Raw genomic sequence first — 18,834 nt, forward strand, 5'->3', positions numbered from 1 at the left:
AGGCGATGGACGGCAGGGACTGGGGAACTTTTTTGCTTCCATATGAACAGACTGTGGAAGAATTGAAAGTTAAATTCAAAACAATGCGTTCGGAGTTGAAGAAAAGAGAGGAATACACGCCGATAGAATTCGTAACGGGGCGTGTAAAACGGCTGTCAAGCATTCTGGAAAAGGCGAAACGGCTGAATGTGAAGATGGAAGATCTGGAGACGGGGATTGAAGACATTGCAGGAATTCGGATCATGTGCCAATTCGTGGAGGATATCCGCAGAGTAGCCGAATATATCCGGGCCCGTAAGGACCTTGAAGTACTCTATGAGAAGGATTACATCACTAATTATAAAGAGAGCGGCTACCGCAGCTTCCATATGATTATTAAATATCCTGTGCAAACAGCGCTTGGCCAGAAAATTGTGCTCGCGGAGATCCAAATTCGTACGCTAGCTATGAATTTCTGGGCTACCATAGAGCATTCCCTGAACTATAAATATCGGGAGAGTCTGCCCGATGAAATGCGTGTTCGACTAAAGACGGCAGCCGAAGCAGCATCGATCCTCGACAGTGAAATGTCCAGTATTCGGGAAGAGATTCTGGAAGCACAGAAGACATTTGAGGAAAACTCGAATATGACCACTCAGATTCTCAAGGCTATTCATCAATTGTATTTCTATCACTTGGTGAATGAGGCTATAGATACGCAGGCTCGCTTTAACGAAATATGGCAGGTTCAGGATATGGAAGCGATGAAGGAACTTCTAGATCATGTGCGGGGACTTCTTTCCGCAGCTAAAAAGGATAGTTTGCCGGATGGCTTATGAACCATTGTACTTGGAATACCTAGTGTACTTTAATCGTGACAGGGATTATTTCGAATGTCACGAGGTACTCGAAGAACTGTGGCTTGCCCAGGAACGAGATCCTTTGTACAAAGCACTTCTCCAAGTAGCGGTAGGGTTATACCATTTTCGCAATCAGAATGTGCGCGGTGCAGCTATTATGCTGAGTGGTGCTTCTGCCAAACTGGAAGAATATCCAGCAGCGACACTCGGGATTAATCTGGCGAAACTCGTGGAGGAAGTGAAAGATTATGTTCGGCGCTTAGCATCATATGATGAGCGGCCATTTTCTTATTACGATCTAACCATAGAGATTATTGATCCAAGTCTAGCGGACCAAGTGGAGAATGCAGCTGTAGCTATCACACCAAATAACCCTCAACGACGTGGTCCTCAGAGACCGACATCCTTTCATCGTAAGTAAAAGATCCTCTATATATGAGTATTGTATAAGGGACACCCGTAAGGGTGTTCCTTGAATCTTTAAACACCTAAATTTTTGCAATACTATCAGGAGGACGGCATCATGGCGGCACAATTGCCCAGTTCTTTCAGCGAGCGTATGATGGCCATGCTGGGAACAGATTATAATCAATTTGCGGATTCTTATAAGGAAACCCCATACGGAGGCGTCCGTGTTAACACCTTGAAGATTTCCGTGGAGAGCTTAAAGGCTCTTTCTACTTTAGGACTGGAACCCATTCCTTGGTGTCCGACAGGATTTTATACAGAGAACGGGGCTAGACCTGGTAAACATCCTCACTACCACGCAGGTTTGTATTACATTCAAGAGCCGAGTGCGATGGCACCTGTGGAATTGCTTAATATTGAACCAGGTGATCGTGTACTTGATTTATGTGCCGCTCCTGGAGGTAAATCTACGCAGATTTCTGCCAAGCTGTTAGGTGAAGGATTACTGGTTAGTAATGACCTTCATCCAGAACGGACTAAAGCCCTAGCCAAAAATCTGGAGCTTTACGGGGTTCGTAATGGTATTGTACTGAACGAAAGTCCAGATCATATCGCGGCTGCATTCCCGCTTTTTTTTGACAAGATCTTGATTGATGCTCCTTGCTCAGGTGAAGGGATGTTCCGTAAAGATGAAGACATGGTGAAGCAGTGGGATTCAGGTACACCTGCCAAATATGCTTCCATGCAGCGGGATATTTTACGTTCTGCTGCAACAGCATTGGCACCGGGAGGTACACTTGTCTATTCCACCTGTACGTTTGCCACAGAAGAAAATGAAGAAATTATAGCGGAGTTTATTTCTGAACATCCACAATTCTCAGTGGTAACGGTAGGAGGTACAGGCTCATTCGCTCCTGGCTTTGGAGCACTCTCAGGTACAGCAAGACTGTGGCCGCATAAGGTGAAAGGCGAAGGACATTTCATGGCTGTACTGCAACATGGAGGAACAAAGCTTTCAATGGAGGAACGTGATCACTTAGAGGTCAAGTTTAAGGAATCTGCAAGAACTACTACTCCAAAAGGTGTAGCACATGTTAAATCATCCAATAAATCAGAAGGAAGACGGGGGAAAGAAGGGAGACCTTCTCACAAACCTACTGGGGGAGCTGACCGTGGTCGGCAAGGCTCTGTTGAGGAGCAAGCTTTGGCTCTGTATGGGAATTTTGTACGAGATCAGCTTGGGTGGGAACCTAAAGGATATCCGGTTCTGTTCGGTGACCATCTGTACATTTCTCCACTTCCTAAGGAAAGACTAAATGGATTAAAGACGATTCGTCCAGGATGGTATGTAGGACAAATCCGTAACGGAAGATTTATCCCGGGACATCCGATGGCTACAGCTTTGCATCCGGAAGAAAGCTGCCGAAGTGTCTCACTCTCCAGTACGAATCATGAAGCTATTTCCTATCTTAAAGGAGAGACGTTGTCGATTTCTCAAGAACGTCTCTCTATTAGAATAGGAAGTGCCCAAAAGGGATATGTTCTGGTCTGCATTGATGGCTACAGCGCAGGCTGGGGTAAGTGGCAGGATGGCATACTCAAGAACGAATATCCCGCAGGCTGGAGGTGGATGTAACAATGAGCCAATCAGGTAAGCCCGCCAAAAAACAACGATTAGATAAAGTGTTGTCCCATATTGGAGTGGGGTCGCGCAGTGATATCCGTAAACAAGCTAAACAAGGCTTAATATTGGTGAACGGGACAGTGGTAAAAGATAGTGGGTTTCATGTGGATCCTTATGCCGATAAAATAGAGGTAGGGGGAGAGGTTGTTACCTACCGTGAATTCGTATATCTTATGATGAACAAACCCCCGGGTGTCCTGTCAGCTACGGAGGACAAGCGGGATCGGACAGTTTTGGATCTATTAAAGCACGAATATGCACAGTTTGAGCCGTTTCCAGTAGGAAGGCTAGATAAGGATACTGTAGGACTGCTGCTGATCACTAATGATGGGAAGCTTGCCCATGAATTGCTGTCGCCACGTAAGCATGTCCCGAAAACGTACGAGGCAACCATCGAGGGCGATGTAGACGCGGATGATGTCGCGGCTTTTGCAGCAGGGGTGGAGCTGGAAGATGGCTACGTTACTTTACCTGCACACTTAACCATTCTTGGTAGAGAGCGTGGCGGCAAAGTGATTTCTCATATTTCACTTATCATCACTGAGGGGAAATTTCATCAGGTGAAGCGTATGTTTCAGGCGGTTGGCAAAAAAGTCGCTTTTCTGAAACGTGTATCTATGGGAGAATTGAAGCTGGATGAAAGTCTGCCGCTGGGAGCTTGTCGGGAACTGACGTTAGAGGAACTGGCACTCTTAGGTACAGAATCATCTCAAGGATAATATAGAAAAAGAAAGACAAGGATGGTGGAGTATGAGATACAAACTGATTGCACTAGATGTGGACGGTACGCTATTAAATGATGATCACCACTTAAGCTCTGAGAATAAGGAAGCTATTGCTGAGGTTACACGTCTTGGCGGTCAAATTGTATTATGTACGGGACGCAGTCCACAGAACTCGATTCCTTTCATGGAGGAAATGGGGCTGACCGGTTACGTGCTTGGTCACAATGGAGCAGCGACGGTACGAGTGGAAGATCGAGAAGTGCTGCATCAATATGGTATGGATGCACGTGGTCTTGACCCCTATATTGACTATTGCCGTAAGCACAATATTCATTATGATGTGAATACTGCTTTTGATATGTATGTTGATAATGTAGAGAATCTGACTAAAGAAGCTAATTATATGTATGAGCACTTCCGCATTGTGCCAGCGACGCTACCAGCCTGGGAAGATTTCCGTGAACCGGTTGTTAAGTTTACTGTATTTACACAGCCAGAAATCCTTGACGAAGCTGAACGTGAATGGCGTACTTGGGCTCCTGAGTACAATATTTTGCGGAGTGGTGAATTTTTCGTTGATTTGATGCATCCCGAATCTTCTAAGGGCAACGCATTAAGAAATCTCGCTGTGAAGCTGGGAATTCCGCAAGAAGAAGTCCTCTCTATCGGTAATTATTTTAATGATATTTCTATGCTTACTTATGCGGGGATGGGCGTGGCGATGGATAATTCTCCTATAGAGGTAAAAGCGGCAGCGAATGCTGTTACGGGTTCGAACAACGAGCATGGTGTGCGTGATGCACTGGTTAAATACTGTTTATCCTAAGTTCTTTTGAATTTGAAGAATAAGTTTAGATGCAAAGCATAAAGCGGGCTTAAATCCGTTTTATGCTTTTTTGTTATTGAAAAAGTCGGTTGTTCCACTACTCTTTGATTTGCAAATTTCATTTTCTCCTTCAATCTCTAATCATATTTGATATAATTGATAGATATTAATTCCAATATTTAGTTGATATGTAATTAGTAACATGATGGGATACGGACTCCGATAAGTTGTTAGCTTTTACTGATATGAATACGAAGGAGGGAAAGGATGAGGCGTACTTCTTATTATGTGTTATTAATTTTGATTATTCTAATAAGTGGATGTAGCGGTGGTAATCCAGATAGAAATTTATCAATGAATTATGATTTCGCTGAACCGTTTAGATTTCCATTTGAAGTGAATGAAGTTCGTACGGAAGTAGAAATGGATGATCCATATGCACTCCAACAATATGTATTTCATTATAAAAATAAGCAGACTACACAGGAAATAAAGTTAATTCTTAGTAAGGTTATTGATGATCCAGAGAATGTATCAGAGGTAGGTAAGTCACCTTTTACACTAAAAAATGGTAAGCAAGCCTATTACGAAGAGGATGAGAATAGTCAATCCATTTGGTGGGAAAGTAAAGATGGTTTCTTGGCCCGCTTTGTTTATTATATCAACGGGTATCTTGATCCGTTAGGTGATTACAAATTGAATGATTCTGTTTTAATAGACTTAGCTGATCAGGTTCAGTAATTTTATGAATGCACATCCGTCTAGGATTAAGCTATTGGAACCCATAGTAAAGCTATGATCATTAAAGGGGTGAAATGTTATTCGAAGTTCTTTAATACATGTACTCCCGTTAATTCTCCTTATATTTCTGTTGGGATGTAATAATGACGGATATATTCTAAAAGGGGAAAGTGAAAGTTGGAAAGGTGACTATAGAGTTAGTGTTACAGGAAATAGCAGGAGTGGAAAATATACCTTTAACTATCAGAAAGATGATTGGAAAGATGTTGGTAAATACACTGTAACCGTCGGTAAGAACGAGCTCATTTTAGAAGAAGATGGTTTGTTAAACCGCTCAATAATAATCACGGATGATCAAATTAGTTCAATTCACGATCAAGAAAGTACTAAAGATGTAAGCATTGAATGGGACGGGAAAAAAGAAAAAATTGAATTAAGCAGGTAGGCGTAACATACGCCATTACTATCCCCAGGCACCATAAGATGTCTTATGGATCATAAGGCTTAGCTGATGGAGAGACTGTTCAACCCAAAAGCGTAACATGGAAATTATTCGTTAATACTAAGGTAGAACAGCGTTTTCAGCTCGATTCATGGCAGCAGCCAACTGGAAGCGAGGCCGTATAGAATATTTAAATATAAAGTTGACCTTCCAGTTTGGTGGCTTTTGTTGTAAGAATAGTAGTGTAAGGGTATTATTGGTAAGGTGCATATTTACATTTTTGAGAATTGATATTGCAATTCGTAGAATGATAGGGGGAGTGCGAATCATGTTATCATCCACAGAGCTAAGCAAGCTGAATGAGGCGAATTACAGGGAGGATCGTTTAGAGGCACTTAATCATTTTTATGAGGATCTCTGTGATCAGAAAGTGGCTGATGGTTATATTTATTCTCTTAGTCGTTATGGAAAAATATTTGTTAATGGAGCGGGGGGACGCTTCAGTTACGAAGAAGATAGCACCCAAGGAATGAAAACGGATACAATCTTTCGGATCGCTTCAATTACTAAGCTCTTTACGGCAACAGCGATCTGGCAGCTAGCAGATGACGGTAAGATTTTCATGGGGCAGCCAGTTAGTTCTATTCTTCCTGAGTTTGATGCCGATCCTTTTAAGCCGATTACAATTGCTCATTTACTGACGCATACCTCCGGCATCGCACCTGATCATGGCACTATAAGTGATACCTACTATAAAAGTGCATGGTGGTATATTTATGAATCAGAGCTCGGAAAAGAAAACTGGATAAAAGCCGGACTTTCTTATGGTATTCGTTTTCCGGTAGGCACGCAATGGATGTATTCCTCGTTCGGATACGTGGTTCTTGGTGCAATTATCGAGAAAATAACAGGTGTGTTTGCAGAAGATTACATAATGGACAACATTGTAAAACCGTTAGGCATGACAGATACTTTCTTTGATATACCGCCTGAGAAAGCTGGTAGGATCGCCATTCGTTCGGAAGAGGCTAAGGAATATCTTCAGAAACTTCAAGCAGGCGATCTAACCGATGAAGAAAGAAAGTCTGATGAGGAAATCAAGACTCCCGGGACTGGTGGGGGACTGTATTCAACCGTTAATGATCTACAAAAGTTCGGAATCATGCTGCTTAACCAAGGGGAATACGAAGGGGGTCATATCTTAAGTCGTATGGCTGTTCAGAAAATGACCAAGCGGTTTAACTCTGAGAAGCTTCCAAATTACGCATGGGGAGATGGAGGAGCAGATAGACCCTACGGTCTTGGGCCAGACCTTCGATATAATGAAAGTACATCTTATTCTGAAGGCACTTTTTTTCACGAAGGATGGGGGTCTTGTTCTTTGGTCGTTGATCCGGTAGAAAAGCTGATTGCCGTTTGGTATATCCCTTTTCATAAAAATATATGGGACGGTAGAGGGATTTTCGGCTCAAACAATGTGATCTGGTCCGGACTCGAATAAGAAAAAGATTATATGTTGTGAGATATCAAAGATAGGCAGGATGTGACTTATGTTTGAGAAGATAAAGCACCGCTTTCACGTTATGAGAGCGGTTGCTTTTGTTACTTATAAGGAATGGAGTGCGTACAGAACGCATTCGATGGTTTCTATTTTTGTAGGCCCGGTATATTTTCTAGTGCAGTATTATATATGGAGCGCTGTTTATAGCGGAGAATCCTCTATTAATGGGATGTCGCTCTCTCAGATGCTCTCTTATTTTTGCGCCACGATGTTGATCAACTACTTGACCATGGATTTTGCCGATTGGAACTTACAAATGCTCATTCGCACCGGGAAGTTCATTACGTTCTCTTTAAGACCAATGAATCATATGTTCTATGCATTGTCTCAGAAGGCAGGGCATAGGGTACTTGGGCTTCTATTTGAATTTATACCCTGCTTTATGATCTTCTTCTTTATTTTTCATATTGATGTTATACCCGCAAATTTACTATACGCAATTCTTTCTATAGCGATGGCGTTCATGATGAATTTTTTCATTCATTATAGTATTGGAATGGTCGCCTTTTGGATGGTGCAATCCTCCAGTATTCGTAACTTTTTCAGTCTTTGTGAGGGGATATTCTCAGGATCACTGATTCCATTAGTCTTTTTCCCAAAATCCTTACAGATGGCTTCCTTTTTCTTACCGTTTCAATATACGACCTTTCTGCCTGCAATGGTCTATACAGGTAGCTATACTTTAGCTGATATAACCTTACCTATTCCTCAAGTTTTGTTGTTACAGTTCATAGCTGTTATTATTGCCGGAATAGTCTGCCGGGTGCTGTATGCGGTATCGCTTAAGCATTTTACGGGGGTGGGCGCATGAAACGTATGTATCTAATCTACAAAACTTGTATGAAGGCGAATATTGCTTCTGCGATCACCTATCGTGTTAATTTTATTCTTAATAGTTTGATCATGCTCATAGGGAATGTGTTGTTTCCCTTAGTAACGGTGTTCATCTATAATTCGAATGCTTCATTTGAAGGATGGACCTTTAAAGAGGCACTATTAATTCAATCTGTGTTTATTCTGTCTACGGCTTGTGCCGGGATTTTTTTTAACGGAATTATGTGGAATACGATGTCCCATGTAGTCGAGGGTACGCTGGAAGTGGTATTAATTAAACCGACCTCGAGCTTATTTTTACTGTTGGCTAGATCTTTTGAATTCGAAAGTATCGGGCTTTTGGGTGGTGGGGTAATTATGTTCGCGTACGCTCTTAGTGGAATCGAAGGGGTGACTTTCAGCTCTTGGTTATTATTCCTGTTGTTGTTTGGAGTTGGGCTGCTGGTCATGTTCGGCGTGGCGCTTATCGTTGCAGCGATTTCCTTCAAATGGGTGGCGAATTCCCGCTTGCCGGAGATGTTTGAAAGTATTAAGTCTTTTGGGCGGTATCCAGGGACGATTTTCCCTAAAGCAGTCGTAGCCGTAAGTTCTTTTCTATTTCCGGTTTCCATGATTGCTTACTTTCCAGCATCTACTCTGATTGGACGATGGGATGCCTATTTTTTTATAGCGATTATCCCTTGTGTGTTATTTGCTGCCTTCGGAATTTGGCTCTATACGTACATGCTTCGAAGTTACAAAAGTGCCGGAGGATGAATTTGTATGAAGGAGAATTACATTGGACATTATTACCGTCAAAAACTTAACTAAGCAATATGAAACCTATCACCGTGGACAAGATGCAAAAAGCGTATTTAAAAGTCTGTTTCACCGTGAAAAATCGATAATTACCTCTGTAGAGGATCTTTCGTTCAGTGTTGGAAAAGGAGAGATCATTGGCATTCTAGGTCCAAACGGTGCGGGGAAATCAACGACGATTAAAATGCTGACAGGCGTTCTCTATCCCACATCGGGAGAAATAAATGTTCTTGGGTACAACCCTCATAAGCAGAAAAATCAATATGTAAAACAAATCGGGGTATTGTTCGGACAGAAATCGCAGTTAATTTGGGACATTCCTCCTTTGGATAGCTTTTATATGAACAAGGAAATATATGATATTCCCATGAATGATTTTCGTACAAGACTAGACCGGTTTGTAAGTATGTTCGAAATTGGCGATATTATCACTAAACCTACGCGAACCCTCTCTCTGGGGGAACGAATGAAATGTGAGTTTATTATGGCCATGCTTCATTCTCCGCCAGTGGTTTTTTTGGATGAGCCGACGATCGGGCTGGATGTTATAGCTAAACAAAGAATCAGAGAATTCATTAAGCAAATGAATCAGGAAGGCACCACATTTATTCTAACGACACATGATTTGGAAGACGTTGAGCGTTTGGTGCAAAGAGTACTAATTATTCATCAAGGTAAAAAAGTTTATGACGATAAGTTCTCCGAACTTCGACTTCATCTGGGCGCTAAAAAAGTGGTCAGGCTTTCTGCAGCTACAACGATTGGAGATATTGACCTGCCTGGGACTCTGATATCGGATAGAATATCGGATTACGAAGTGGAATTAGAAATCGATACCGAGCAGTGTAAAATGGGTGAGTTTCTTCATATTCTTAGCGAAAAGGTAGAGATTCTTGATATATCCATTAAGGAAATCCCGATTGAAAAGATTATTAGCTCTATTTATGAGATAGACAATGACAGTCTCAAGACTGAGTACGGATCATCTGCAGATTAAGATCAAGCATGGACCATAACTTTTCGGTGATCTCTTTTGCAGAACAAGGATTGTTATGAGTAAACCACCATTCAATTACGCCGACAGTCGCCGAACTCAAAAATTGCACGGATATATCCTTACTTAACTCATCTAGGTTTAAATTGTTTTCTAAGAATTGTAATTTGATCTGATTATTTATCATATCTTGTAATTGGTTTCTAAAGGAGAGCAGTGTTTTGTTTCTTAATAAAGTCTTATAAAAGAGAGCATTCTCCTCCAATTGTTCCAGCGTGCGGAGTAATGATGACTTAGAGGGATTAGGTTCGGTTTCATCCTCCACTGCGGAGCAGCTTTCGATTAGTTGTTGGAGCTGAGCCGCCAGGCATTTATCCATCAGATCGTATTTATCCGCATAATGGGAATAAATCGTTCCGCGGTTTACATCAGCGCGCTCTGCGATTTCGTTAATTGTTATTTTTTCAAAATCTTTTTCAGCCATCAGTTGAATGAATGCATTCATGATGGCTGTTTGGTTTTTTTTAATTCTTCTATCCATGGTAATACTCCCTTTTTATTAAACAATATGTTGTGATCTGTTGAAAAACCAACAAAACCGATAAATCTAGCGATTGATACATACTGGAGATGTGCTAATCTGATTTTATCGAACAGTTGATTGTAAATCAACAAATGTCTAAAAAGGGATAGAGGGGTTACTATTATGAGAGTATTAGTTTTTGGAGCGGGAGTTTTAGGCAGCTATCTTGCGCATGTCCTAGTGCGTGGGGGAAACGATGTTACGGTGCTTGCCAGAGGGAAGCGTGCGGAACAATTGACGAAAGACGGACTTGTACTTCGTCATTATTTTCAATATAAAAACACTGTTGATGCTGTAAAAGTCATCTCTGAGCTTCAAACGGATGATCGCTATGATCTAATTTTTGTTGTTATGAAATACAATGATTTTCCAGCCGTCTTACCTACTTTAGCTAATAATCAGAGTCTGAATATAATTCTTGTGGGGAATAATGGCGATGCCCATGGGATGCAACAAGATTTACAGGAAATGAGCAATGTGAGGAAAAATATAGTCTTCGGATTTCAGCTTAGTGCAGGAATTCGTGAAGCTAGCGGTCGCGTTATCAAAATACACGCAGGAGGGCAAATGGTACTTGGCAGTCTAGACGGTGAGATTCCAATAAAGCCTTTACTGGAAAATGCGTTTAACAATGTTAAGTATAAGCTAACTTATCATGAGGATATGGATGCTTGGCTTAAAAGCCATATCGTGCCGATCGTGGCATTAAACTCTCTTAGTTATCTTCATGACGGGGATTTGAAAAAAGTATCCAAGGACAAAAAGTTATTAAAACAAGCTATTTCAGTCATGGATGAGGGATTTCAGATCATGGAGGCATTAGGGTATACGATCACGCCTGCAGGTCAAGTTAACGTTATTCGAAAACATAAACAGGCTGTATACTATGGCCTAAAAATCATTCATAAATTACCGTTTATGAAATTAGTAGATGGTTCTTTCAGCGAAATTGTTGCGATGTTTGATTCGTTCGATATTTTGAAGCAAAAAGCAAACATTGCGACGCCCCATTGGGATCAACTTCAAAAACAAGCGATCTCGAAGTATAATGGATAGTCTATACGAATTGGCAGTAGGAATAAATACTCAGCTTAAAGGGCTACCGATGAGACGGTGGCTTTTTTAGCTGGGAGGATAGAAATGTTTAGCAAAAATGGAGGATTAATAAAGTGTGTTATGGAAATGTATAACAATCTTTGATCTGGAGGTATACATTCAATGGCTATATATTTTATGAGGCATGGAATAGATGATGAGGGCTTTCGTGGGGGGTGGAGTCAACGCGGACTTGTAGTAGAGGGTTATAGGCAAGCCGAACGTCTTGGTTCTTATCTTAAGGGAAATCAATCTAGCTTTAACATTACCCGTATTCTTTGTAGTGATTTGCAACGTGCATTAGATACAGCAAATGAGATCGCCCGAGAGCTTAGCTTGCCTGTTGAAAGCAGTTCAAATTGGAGAGAAACAAACAATGGTGTAATCGCTGGAATGCCCCATGAAATCGCAAATGAACGATACCCGGGTCTTTATTTCTCGGCTTTAAGAATGGATGAAAGATTTCCAGGAGGAGAAAGTCCTCAGGAGTTTTTTACGCGAATAAGTTCAAGTCTCTCAAATTTATGTATTGAACTGGAGAGTACTGATCCAAATGAAAATGTAATTGTGGTCACTCATGGTGGCGTAATCAATGTTATATACCATATTTTAAAAGGGCTAACATGGACGAATAAGAATGCCCATTTCCCGACTTCATATACTAGTATTCATAAAATAGAGTATCAAGTAGATAAGTGGTTAGTTACAGCTGAAAATCTTACGGAACATATATCAAGTGATCAGGCTGCTGGTATGGGCAATTGATAGGGAGGTACAGATATGGGATTATTGAATACGCTGATCGATCAAGCTAAGAACCCGAGAGGGTTTGTGGGGAATATCATGATCAAGATCATGAACCAGGCGCATACTAGCATAACAGCGTGGGGGCTTAAAAAAATTCAGATTATAAACAACGCACCTATTCTGGACATAGGCTGTGGTGGCGGTCAAACTATACATATGCTTTCAAACCAAAATAAACATCAGGAAATCTACGGAATAGATTATTCACAACAAGCTGTGGAGACATCCATTCAAAAAAACAATAAGGCTGTAGCTGCGGGTAGGGTAAAGATTAGTCGGGGAGACGTATCAGCGTTACCATTCAACGATGGATTTTTCGGGACGATTACGGCTATTCAAACGCATTATTTCTGGCCCGATCTTGAACATGATATAAGTGAAGTGTTTAGGGTGCTGAAGGCAGGCGGAACGTTTGTTATGATTTCCGAAATCTATAAAATCAATTATCACATGAAAAAATATACAAAAAATGATGAGATCGATCAGTTATTTCGGCAATCCGGCTTTCAAACGGTGAATATTCACGAGAACAATAAATGGAGATGCTATATCGGAAAGAAATAAAGCGGCCGCACCGCCCTAAAAAGGACGACACAGCCGCTTTAATTTCACCGTCTATTTAGTCGGGTTGGTATTAAACGAACAACGAACGGGAGATGATTACAAGCAAGATAAAAAGTACCAAGATCGCACCAGTCGAAGTGAAGCCTCCTCCAAATTCACCCATGATATATTCCTCCTTAACGTATGACTTATTCTCATTGCTGCAGCGGGTGTCGCAGCTTTCTGAGATAATGACATCATATGCCAAAGTGGACTAGATGAACTGGTCAATGGCCTATTGCTCGTCAATATGGGCTTTTAAGATGCGGAGTCCTTTAGGAAGATGATTCTTAAGTTGGCCTGCACTCGCTTTGCCCCAACTAATTGGCAAACCATCTAAAGTTACAAGTGTCCAACCATGTAATTCCACGGGCACAGGTAAGCTTTCGCCCCGGAGCCAAGCATGAATTTCCAGCCCCCCACTACTGAGATCAAAACTACGAGTTACTTGTGTGTGTTGAATCGCCATTGCAAAGGCGTGAGCAGGCTCAATCCGATTTTTCTTCAAATGGGCAATATGTAGCCCGGCTCGTGGAATACGCAAACCATCCAGCAGCCCCGTATGGAGGTTGCCTTTAAAGGATTCAGGCAGCAAATAAAGGGATTCTCCGAACAGCAGAGGGACGCCTTGATATGAGAAACCAGGCAGTTCTACCGCTGCCCAGTCTTGGAATAACTGATACGCATCGCGAACGGAAGAATTAATTTTTAGGTTGCTTTTGCCTCGACGTTTATTGGTGCTGCGTTTGGCATCATCATTAACGTCGTTTTCGATGACACTTTGTTTACGTAGGAGTGCAACAAAGTGGCCTTCGCCTTTTTCTAAATGTGGCCAAAGGCGCTTGTGGGCAAGAAGTTCCATATCGGGGTATCGATCCGTCATTCGGGAAATGGTCTCTTCATTCTCTTGGCGGTTAAAGGTACAAGTAGAGTAGGCTAGAGTCCCCCCAGGCTTAAGCATCAGGTAGGCGTCTTGCAGAATGTCCCATTGTCTCGCTGCACACATAACCACATGATCAGGAGACCACTCTTGAACGGCTTTTGGGTCTTTTCGGAACATGCCTTCTCCTGAGCAAGGTGCGTCTAACATAATTCGATCAAAAACTTGCGGGAAGCGCGAAGACAGCTGTTCTGGCGTTGCACAGGTTACGAGGGTATTCATTATGCCTAAACGTTCTACGTTCTCTGCAAGGATTTTTGCGCGCTCTGGATGAATTTCATTAGAGATTAAGAGGCCTTGTCCTTGCATTAAACCAGCGATATGCGTAGTTTTACCCCCAGGGGCTGCTGCAAGGTCGAGAACGGTTTCACCTGGTTTAGGTGCCAGCATTTCAGCTGCGGACATTGCGGAAGGCTCCTGAATATAATATAGTCCAGCAGCATGGTAAGGGTGTCGACCTGGGCGAGCGGGTTCTTCATAATAATAACCATCAGGGCACCATGGGATAGGTTTTAAATCAAATTGTGAGACTGTGCGCTCTACTGCGACTTGACCTGCATCAGAGATACTTTTCAGTGGATTAAAACGAAGTCCCTGCGTTCGTGGTGCTGAATAACTTTCTAGAAAAGCATTTGCCTCTTCCCCCAGCATTTCTTGTATATATGCGGTGTAAGAGGCAGGCAGCTGTTCTTCCTTCATAGTTCATTCTCCTTTTTCTTAGTTGCTGTTTCATGTTTATACCGATAAAATCAAGGTATGGGGAACGTAATCGTACCTGAAATTCTACATATACACAACTATATCATAATTGCCAAGTCTTACTGTACGTAAGGCAATTGTAAAGGGGATGTACCATATGAATTTGCTGCAAGCGCTCTTCTTCCCGCCGGAGCAACCCGGTGGTGTATCATCCATGATCCCTTATCTTCAGGAGAGGTTCCGTTCAAGCCGCTGGGAAATGGATTTGTTTTGGTTACCTAAGCGGATTCGCAACAAGGGACATGAAGAAGTCATATTCGAGACCTTTGATTGGACCCAGTTTGGGGAAAGTCAGATCGTTCAGAAATATATTCAGACCTATCGTGATTATCTATGGTGGACTAAACTGCGAATGAGCAAGGCCTATGATCTAATCCATTCCCATCATCCAATTGCTGGTTTAGCGATGAAAAAAATATTTCCAGATACTCCGTTAATTCAAACCTTACACTCGAGTTATGAGCGAGAGCTGATTCTTAATGGAGCTATTTCTGAGGGTGGGCTTGAGCATCAGTTTCTTGTTTCGCTTTATCGTGAACTTGAGCATGTTAGTGATCGCTTAATGACCGTGTCACAAGCTTTTGCAGAGTATGTGGCACCTTATATTCTAGATCCTTCTAATATAGGAGTAATACCGAATGGTTTTGATGAAAAAAGGTTTAAGCCAGTTCCGCATGACAATGCTGTACCGCAGCTAGTAACTGTGACGCGCCTAGTTCCAGCCAAAGGCATTGATACTTTACTTAAGGCCTGTGCTGAGCTTAAAGATCGCGGCCATGAGTATGTCCTGCATATTATTGGTGATGGGCCTTCCCGTACGGATTTGGAAAATATGGCTAAACAATTAGGGATTTATAATGAAACGATTTTTTATGGATACACCCTTCATCCAGAAGAATTTATGCCATTCTTTGATATTTTCGTGCTGCCTTCTCGGGCCGAAGCCTTCGGATCGGTGTTTGCAGAAGCGGCGCTTAGCTGCCTGGCTTTAGTGGGGACGAATGTCGGCGGGATACCAGAGCAGATTGAAGATGGTGTGAATGGTCTGCTGGTCAGTCCGGATGATGAGATTGCTCTTGCTGACGCTTTAGAGAAGGTGATCTCCGATCCGGCTTATCGTTACGAGCTTTCTCGTTCAGCTTGGGATAAAGCGAAAAGCTTGTATTCGCTGACTCGTGTCGCGAATGAACTTAAAAAAACATACTTACAGTATCCCTCAGGAACGAAAGGGTGAGCAGCTATGATTCCATTTCGATTTCTACATGCTGCTGACTTACATCTGGATAGCCGTTTTGCTGGGCTGGCGCATATTTCGCCAGCCATTCGTTCTTATTTACGTGAGTCAACCTTCGCCGCCCTCGGGCGGCTTGTCCGCGTTGCCATCCAAGAGAACGTTGATTTTATTGTCATCAGTGGAGATGTGTACGATGTTTCTGACGCTTCCTTACAGGGTCAGCTACGATTTCAGGAAGCACTCAAGGAACTGGGTCAGCAAGGAATACACGTGTTTCTGATCCATGGCAACCATGATCCACTTGACGGATTGCGTCTGACTACAGAAATGCCAAAGCATGTTACCGTGTTTGGAGGAGAGAAGCCAGATCTCGCTACGGCTTACCGACGAAAAGATGGACAAGAAGTGGCTATTGTTAGTGGAATCTCCTATCCGACAGCGAAAGTGACGGACAACACTGCAGTGACCTTTTCTCGAAAGCCTGGCAGCCTTCTGTTTCATATTGCTATGCTGCATGGGAATGTAGACGGTGATTTGCTGCACGAGACGTATTCTCCATGCAGTCGTAGGGACCTTATCGAACGGGGGTTTGATTATTGGGCACTTGGACATATCCATAAACGAAGTGTATTGCATGAGAAACCAGCGATTGTGTATCCAGGCAATATACAAGGGCGCAGCATCAAGGAAACCGGAGCAAAAGGTTGTTATGTTGTGGATGTTGATGAAGCTGGAAGTACACTGTTAGAGTTTCATGAGCTTGATTATGTTCGCTGGCAGGTACGGGATCTGTCCATTGAGGGATTGAGTAATGAAGCAGAATGGATACAAAGGGTAGAGCAGGTGATTGACGATATCAGAGAGGAACTCCCGGAGCTGATGTCAGTGGTCAGACTTCGTCTGATCGGACGCGGGGACGTACATAAAGTATTAGCAGAAAAAGGAGCGGCAGAGGATCTGCTGTCTGAACTCCAGCGCCGTGAGACGATTCGGGCGGAACGTAAGGATTATAAGGGACTTGTCTGGGTGGAAGGATTTGCTGTAGAGTCCGGGTTAGCTATTGACCGGGAAAGGTTATTAGAGGAGGATAGCTTTCTTGGAGAAATGCTGCGAATTACAGAGCGTACGGAACATTCAGCAGAAGCGCTTGAAGAATTAATAAACAGTGCGCTTAAGCCGCTCATGGAGAATCAGGAGCTGCGACTGCTGCTCTCGGTGACAAGTCAAGAGGAGAAGTTAAGTTGGCTTCGTAGTGCAGTGGAACAGGGAATCACAATGCTCGGTGGAATGGAGGGTGCTCCAGATGATGAGAATTGAACATTTGCAGATCCATGGCTTCGGACGATTGCATAACCGAGAGATTGAACTATCGGAAGGAGTTACCATACTCTATGGACGGAATGAAGCAGGAAAAAGCACGACGTTACAGTTTATTCGCTCCATGCTGTTTGGAATTCCAAGTCGTGGTAACCCTACGGAGAGGTATGAACCTATGCAAGGCGGATTACATGGGGGAATACTAAAGGCACGTGATAGTAATGGTGCCCTGTGGACCATTCGTCGCCATACAGCTGGTGGTGAGGGCTCAGGAAGAAATGAGAAGCTGAACATCACGGTTAACCATCCGAATGGAACCACGCAAGAGCTAGGGCAAGCTGAAATGGAGCGCCTTCTGCTTGGTGGTATCTCTCGGAGCATGTTCCATCAATTGTTCGCGGTTTCTCTCGATGAACTGCAGGAGCTTGCTGCGCTTCAATCAGAAGAGATGGGCAGCTTTCTCTTTCACGCAGGTATGGGCGGTGGAGGAACGATCATGCGGGCGGAACGTCGATTGGTACAGGAAGCTGAGAAGCTGTATAAACCTCGGGGCAAGCTGCAGGAAGCTGCTAAAATCGTTCAGGCTATTGAGAAACTAGAGCGCCAGATGGCGGAGAGCCGCTCTTATCTTCCGCGCTATAACGGTAATATAGCTGCCTTAAAAGTTACGGAGTCTGAGCTTGATCAACTGGAACAGCAGCGTAAGCGCACAGGAGACAAGCTCGTGATGCTTCGTAAAGCACAGGATGTTCGTGAATTGTGGTTAAAATGGAGCGATGCGCAGCTCGAACTGCAGGACCTGCCAGTGATCACAACCTTTCCAGAAGATGGAGCGATTCGCTATCAGGCACTTGAAGGGGAAATTCGAAATGCTCAGGGCGCTGTAACTCGTGATGAACGTCTGCAAAGTGAGCTTACTGTTGAGCTCGCGCAGAATCCGCCGGATTCGGTGTTGATTGCGCAGGGATCTACGCTGGAGCGGCTGGATCGCCGTCGGAGCAGCTATGAGAACCTGCGAGCGGAAAGACAGCGGCTAGAAGGTGAATTGACCGCGCTGAAAGAGCATTTGCAGCGAATTCTGCGAGGCATTGATGTCAGCTGGAGCGCGGCAGAGCTGACTGCATTTTCGTGTGCAGCGGCTGATCGTGAAGCTGGACGGAGGTTTGCGGCGGCGTTCGCGAGTTATGATCGCCGCATGGAAGCGGAGGGCGCAGCGCGGCAGACGCTTCGATCCCGCTTGGCCGCTGCCTCAGCTTCGCTGCAGGCAGCGGAACGGGCGCTGGCGCGTGAACACGCCACCGGCGCCGAATCCTTTGCGCAGCTGGCTCCGCGCAGCGCTAGAGAATTGCTGCAGCTGTGGGACGAGCTGCAGCAGGCTGCCGAGCGCTGGCGCGAAGCGCAGCTCAGCGCAGGGCCGCAGCGCGGCCCCGGCGCCGGAAGTGACGGCCCTGGCGCACAGCGCATGGCCGCGCTCTACCGGCGCCTGCTGTGGGCTGGGGCAGCACTAACCGTGCTGCTGCCCACAGCGCTGTGGCTGACCGGTGCACCGCCGGTCAGCGCCGTGCTTGCGATCGGCCTGCTAGGCGCGGCCGATCTTGCCCTTTGGGCCGGCTTGCGCGGAGCGCGCCGGCCGGAAGCGTCCCC

19 protein-coding genes are annotated in these 18,834 nt (G+C 43.9%); 16 read left to right on the plus strand and 3 right to left on the minus strand.

The genetic code is table 11. The features are described 5' to 3' along the window. Positions 1 to 5: 5 nt before the first annotated feature. The 10 genes from CA600_RS19885 to CA600_RS19935 all read left to right on the plus strand — a co-directional run bounded on the left by CA600_RS19885 (position 6) and on the right by CA600_RS19935 (position 9,855). Positions 6 to 818, plus strand: a complete 813-nt coding sequence (locus CA600_RS19885) for a GTP pyrophosphokinase (protein WP_042126350.1) — start codon at positions 6 to 8, stop codon at positions 816 to 818. Continuing rightward, positions 808 to 1,260 carry a DUF309 domain-containing protein gene (locus CA600_RS19890; RefSeq protein ID WP_094872292.1) on the plus strand — a complete coding sequence of 151 codons (453 nt, stop codon included), beginning with the start codon at positions 808 to 810 and terminating at the stop codon, positions 1,258 to 1,260. Before CA600_RS19885 ends, CA600_RS19890 begins: the two co-directional genes overlap by 11 nt. Positions 1,261 to 1,362: 102 nt before the next feature. Next, the gene (locus CA600_RS19895) at positions 1,363 to 2,883 is read left to right on the plus strand and encodes an RsmB/NOP family class I SAM-dependent RNA methyltransferase (protein ID WP_094872294.1); all 1,521 of its coding nucleotides are present in this window, start codon (positions 1,363 to 1,365) and stop codon (positions 2,881 to 2,883) included. Between the two features lie 2 nt (positions 2,884 to 2,885). Next, complete coding sequence (locus tag CA600_RS19900; protein ID WP_094872295.1) at positions 2,886 to 3,650, plus strand: pseudouridine synthase; 765 nt, start codon at positions 2,886 to 2,888, stop codon at positions 3,648 to 3,650. Between the two features lie 31 nt (positions 3,651 to 3,681). Beyond that, positions 3,682 to 4,482, plus strand: coding sequence for a Cof-type HAD-IIB family hydrolase (locus tag CA600_RS19905; RefSeq protein WP_094872297.1), 801 nt, complete (start codon positions 3,682 to 3,684; stop codon positions 4,480 to 4,482). A gap of 267 nt (positions 4,483 to 4,749) precedes the next feature. After that, entirely contained in the window at positions 4,750 to 5,223 is a 474-nt protein-coding gene (locus CA600_RS19910; protein WP_094872299.1) for a hypothetical protein, read from the plus strand. A gap of 770 nt (positions 5,224 to 5,993) precedes the next feature. Further along, positions 5,994 to 7,166 carry a serine hydrolase domain-containing protein gene (locus CA600_RS19920; RefSeq protein WP_179281673.1) on the plus strand — a complete coding sequence of 391 codons (1,173 nt, stop codon included), beginning with the start codon at positions 5,994 to 5,996 and terminating at the stop codon, positions 7,164 to 7,166. A gap of 49 nt (positions 7,167 to 7,215) precedes the next feature. Then, entirely contained in the window at positions 7,216 to 8,037 is an 822-nt protein-coding gene (locus CA600_RS19925) for an ABC transporter permease (protein ID WP_094872305.1), read from the plus strand. Next, a complete protein-coding gene (locus CA600_RS19930; RefSeq protein WP_094872306.1) occupies positions 8,034 to 8,816 on the plus strand; it encodes an ABC transporter permease in 783 nt (260 codons plus the stop codon). Before CA600_RS19925 ends, CA600_RS19930 begins: the two co-directional genes overlap by 4 nt. Before the next feature lie 22 nt (positions 8,817 to 8,838). Next, the gene (locus tag CA600_RS19935) at positions 8,839 to 9,855 is read left to right on the plus strand and encodes an ABC transporter ATP-binding protein (protein ID WP_256989927.1); all 1,017 of its coding nucleotides are present in this window, start codon (positions 8,839 to 8,841) and stop codon (positions 9,853 to 9,855) included. On the opposite strand, the gene CA600_RS19940 is transcribed toward CA600_RS19935, so the two are convergent. After that, complete coding sequence (locus tag CA600_RS19940) at positions 9,824 to 10,393, minus strand: TetR/AcrR family transcriptional regulator (RefSeq protein ID WP_094872308.1); 570 nt, start codon at positions 10,391 to 10,393, stop codon at positions 9,824 to 9,826. The genes CA600_RS19935 and CA600_RS19940 overlap by 32 nt on opposite strands. A gap of 165 nt (positions 10,394 to 10,558) precedes the next feature. On the opposite strand from CA600_RS19940, the gene CA600_RS19945 reads away from it, so the two are divergent. The 3 genes from CA600_RS19945 (at position 10,559) to CA600_RS19955 (ending at position 12,901) form a co-directional block, all read left to right on the plus strand. Continuing rightward, entirely contained in the window at positions 10,559 to 11,491 is a 933-nt protein-coding gene (locus tag CA600_RS19945) for a ketopantoate reductase family protein (protein ID WP_094872309.1), read from the plus strand. A 162-nt stretch (positions 11,492 to 11,653) separates the two neighbouring features. Continuing rightward, positions 11,654 to 12,295 (plus strand): histidine phosphatase family protein, encoded by a 642-nt coding sequence (locus CA600_RS19950; protein ID WP_094872311.1) that lies wholly within the window; start codon positions 11,654 to 11,656, stop codon positions 12,293 to 12,295. Positions 12,296 to 12,310: 15 nt separating this feature from the next. Then, positions 12,311 to 12,901: a class I SAM-dependent methyltransferase gene (locus CA600_RS19955; RefSeq protein WP_094872312.1), complete on the plus strand. Its 591-nt coding sequence runs from the start codon at positions 12,311 to 12,313 to the stop codon at positions 12,899 to 12,901. A gap of 70 nt (positions 12,902 to 12,971) precedes the next feature. Here CA600_RS19955 and CA600_RS31575 read toward each other — a convergent pair whose 3' ends face one another. Together CA600_RS31575 and CA600_RS19960 are read right to left on the minus strand one after the other, a co-directional pair. After that, positions 12,972 to 13,064, minus strand: coding sequence for a YjcZ family sporulation protein (locus CA600_RS31575; RefSeq protein ID WP_218832587.1), 93 nt, complete (start codon positions 13,062 to 13,064; stop codon positions 12,972 to 12,974). Positions 13,065 to 13,175: 111 nt separating this feature from the next. After that, positions 13,176 to 14,579 (minus strand): RsmB/NOP family class I SAM-dependent RNA methyltransferase, encoded by a 1,404-nt coding sequence (locus tag CA600_RS19960; protein WP_094872313.1) that lies wholly within the window; start codon positions 14,577 to 14,579, stop codon positions 13,176 to 13,178. A 157-nt stretch (positions 14,580 to 14,736) separates the two neighbouring features. Here CA600_RS19960 and CA600_RS19965 point away from each other — a divergent pair, with 157 nt between their 5' ends. From CA600_RS19965 to CA600_RS19975, 3 genes are all read left to right on the plus strand, one after another. Further along, positions 14,737 to 15,873: a glycosyltransferase family 4 protein gene (locus CA600_RS19965; RefSeq protein WP_094872315.1), complete on the plus strand. Its 1,137-nt coding sequence runs from the start codon at positions 14,737 to 14,739 to the stop codon at positions 15,871 to 15,873. Between the two features lie 6 nt (positions 15,874 to 15,879). After that, a complete protein-coding gene (locus CA600_RS19970; protein WP_094872317.1) occupies positions 15,880 to 17,190 on the plus strand; it encodes a metallophosphoesterase family protein in 1,311 nt (436 codons plus the stop codon). Further along, the coding region (locus CA600_RS19975) for an AAA family ATPase (protein WP_179281674.1) at positions 17,177 to 18,834 on the plus strand (1,658 nt) is incomplete at its 3' end. The genes CA600_RS19970 and CA600_RS19975, both read left to right, overlap by 14 nt.

The organism is Paenibacillus sp. VTT E-133280, from assembly GCF_002264385.1.
Lineage (GTDB): Bacteria > Bacillota > Bacilli > Paenibacillales > Paenibacillaceae > Paenibacillus_AQ > Paenibacillus_AQ nitricinens.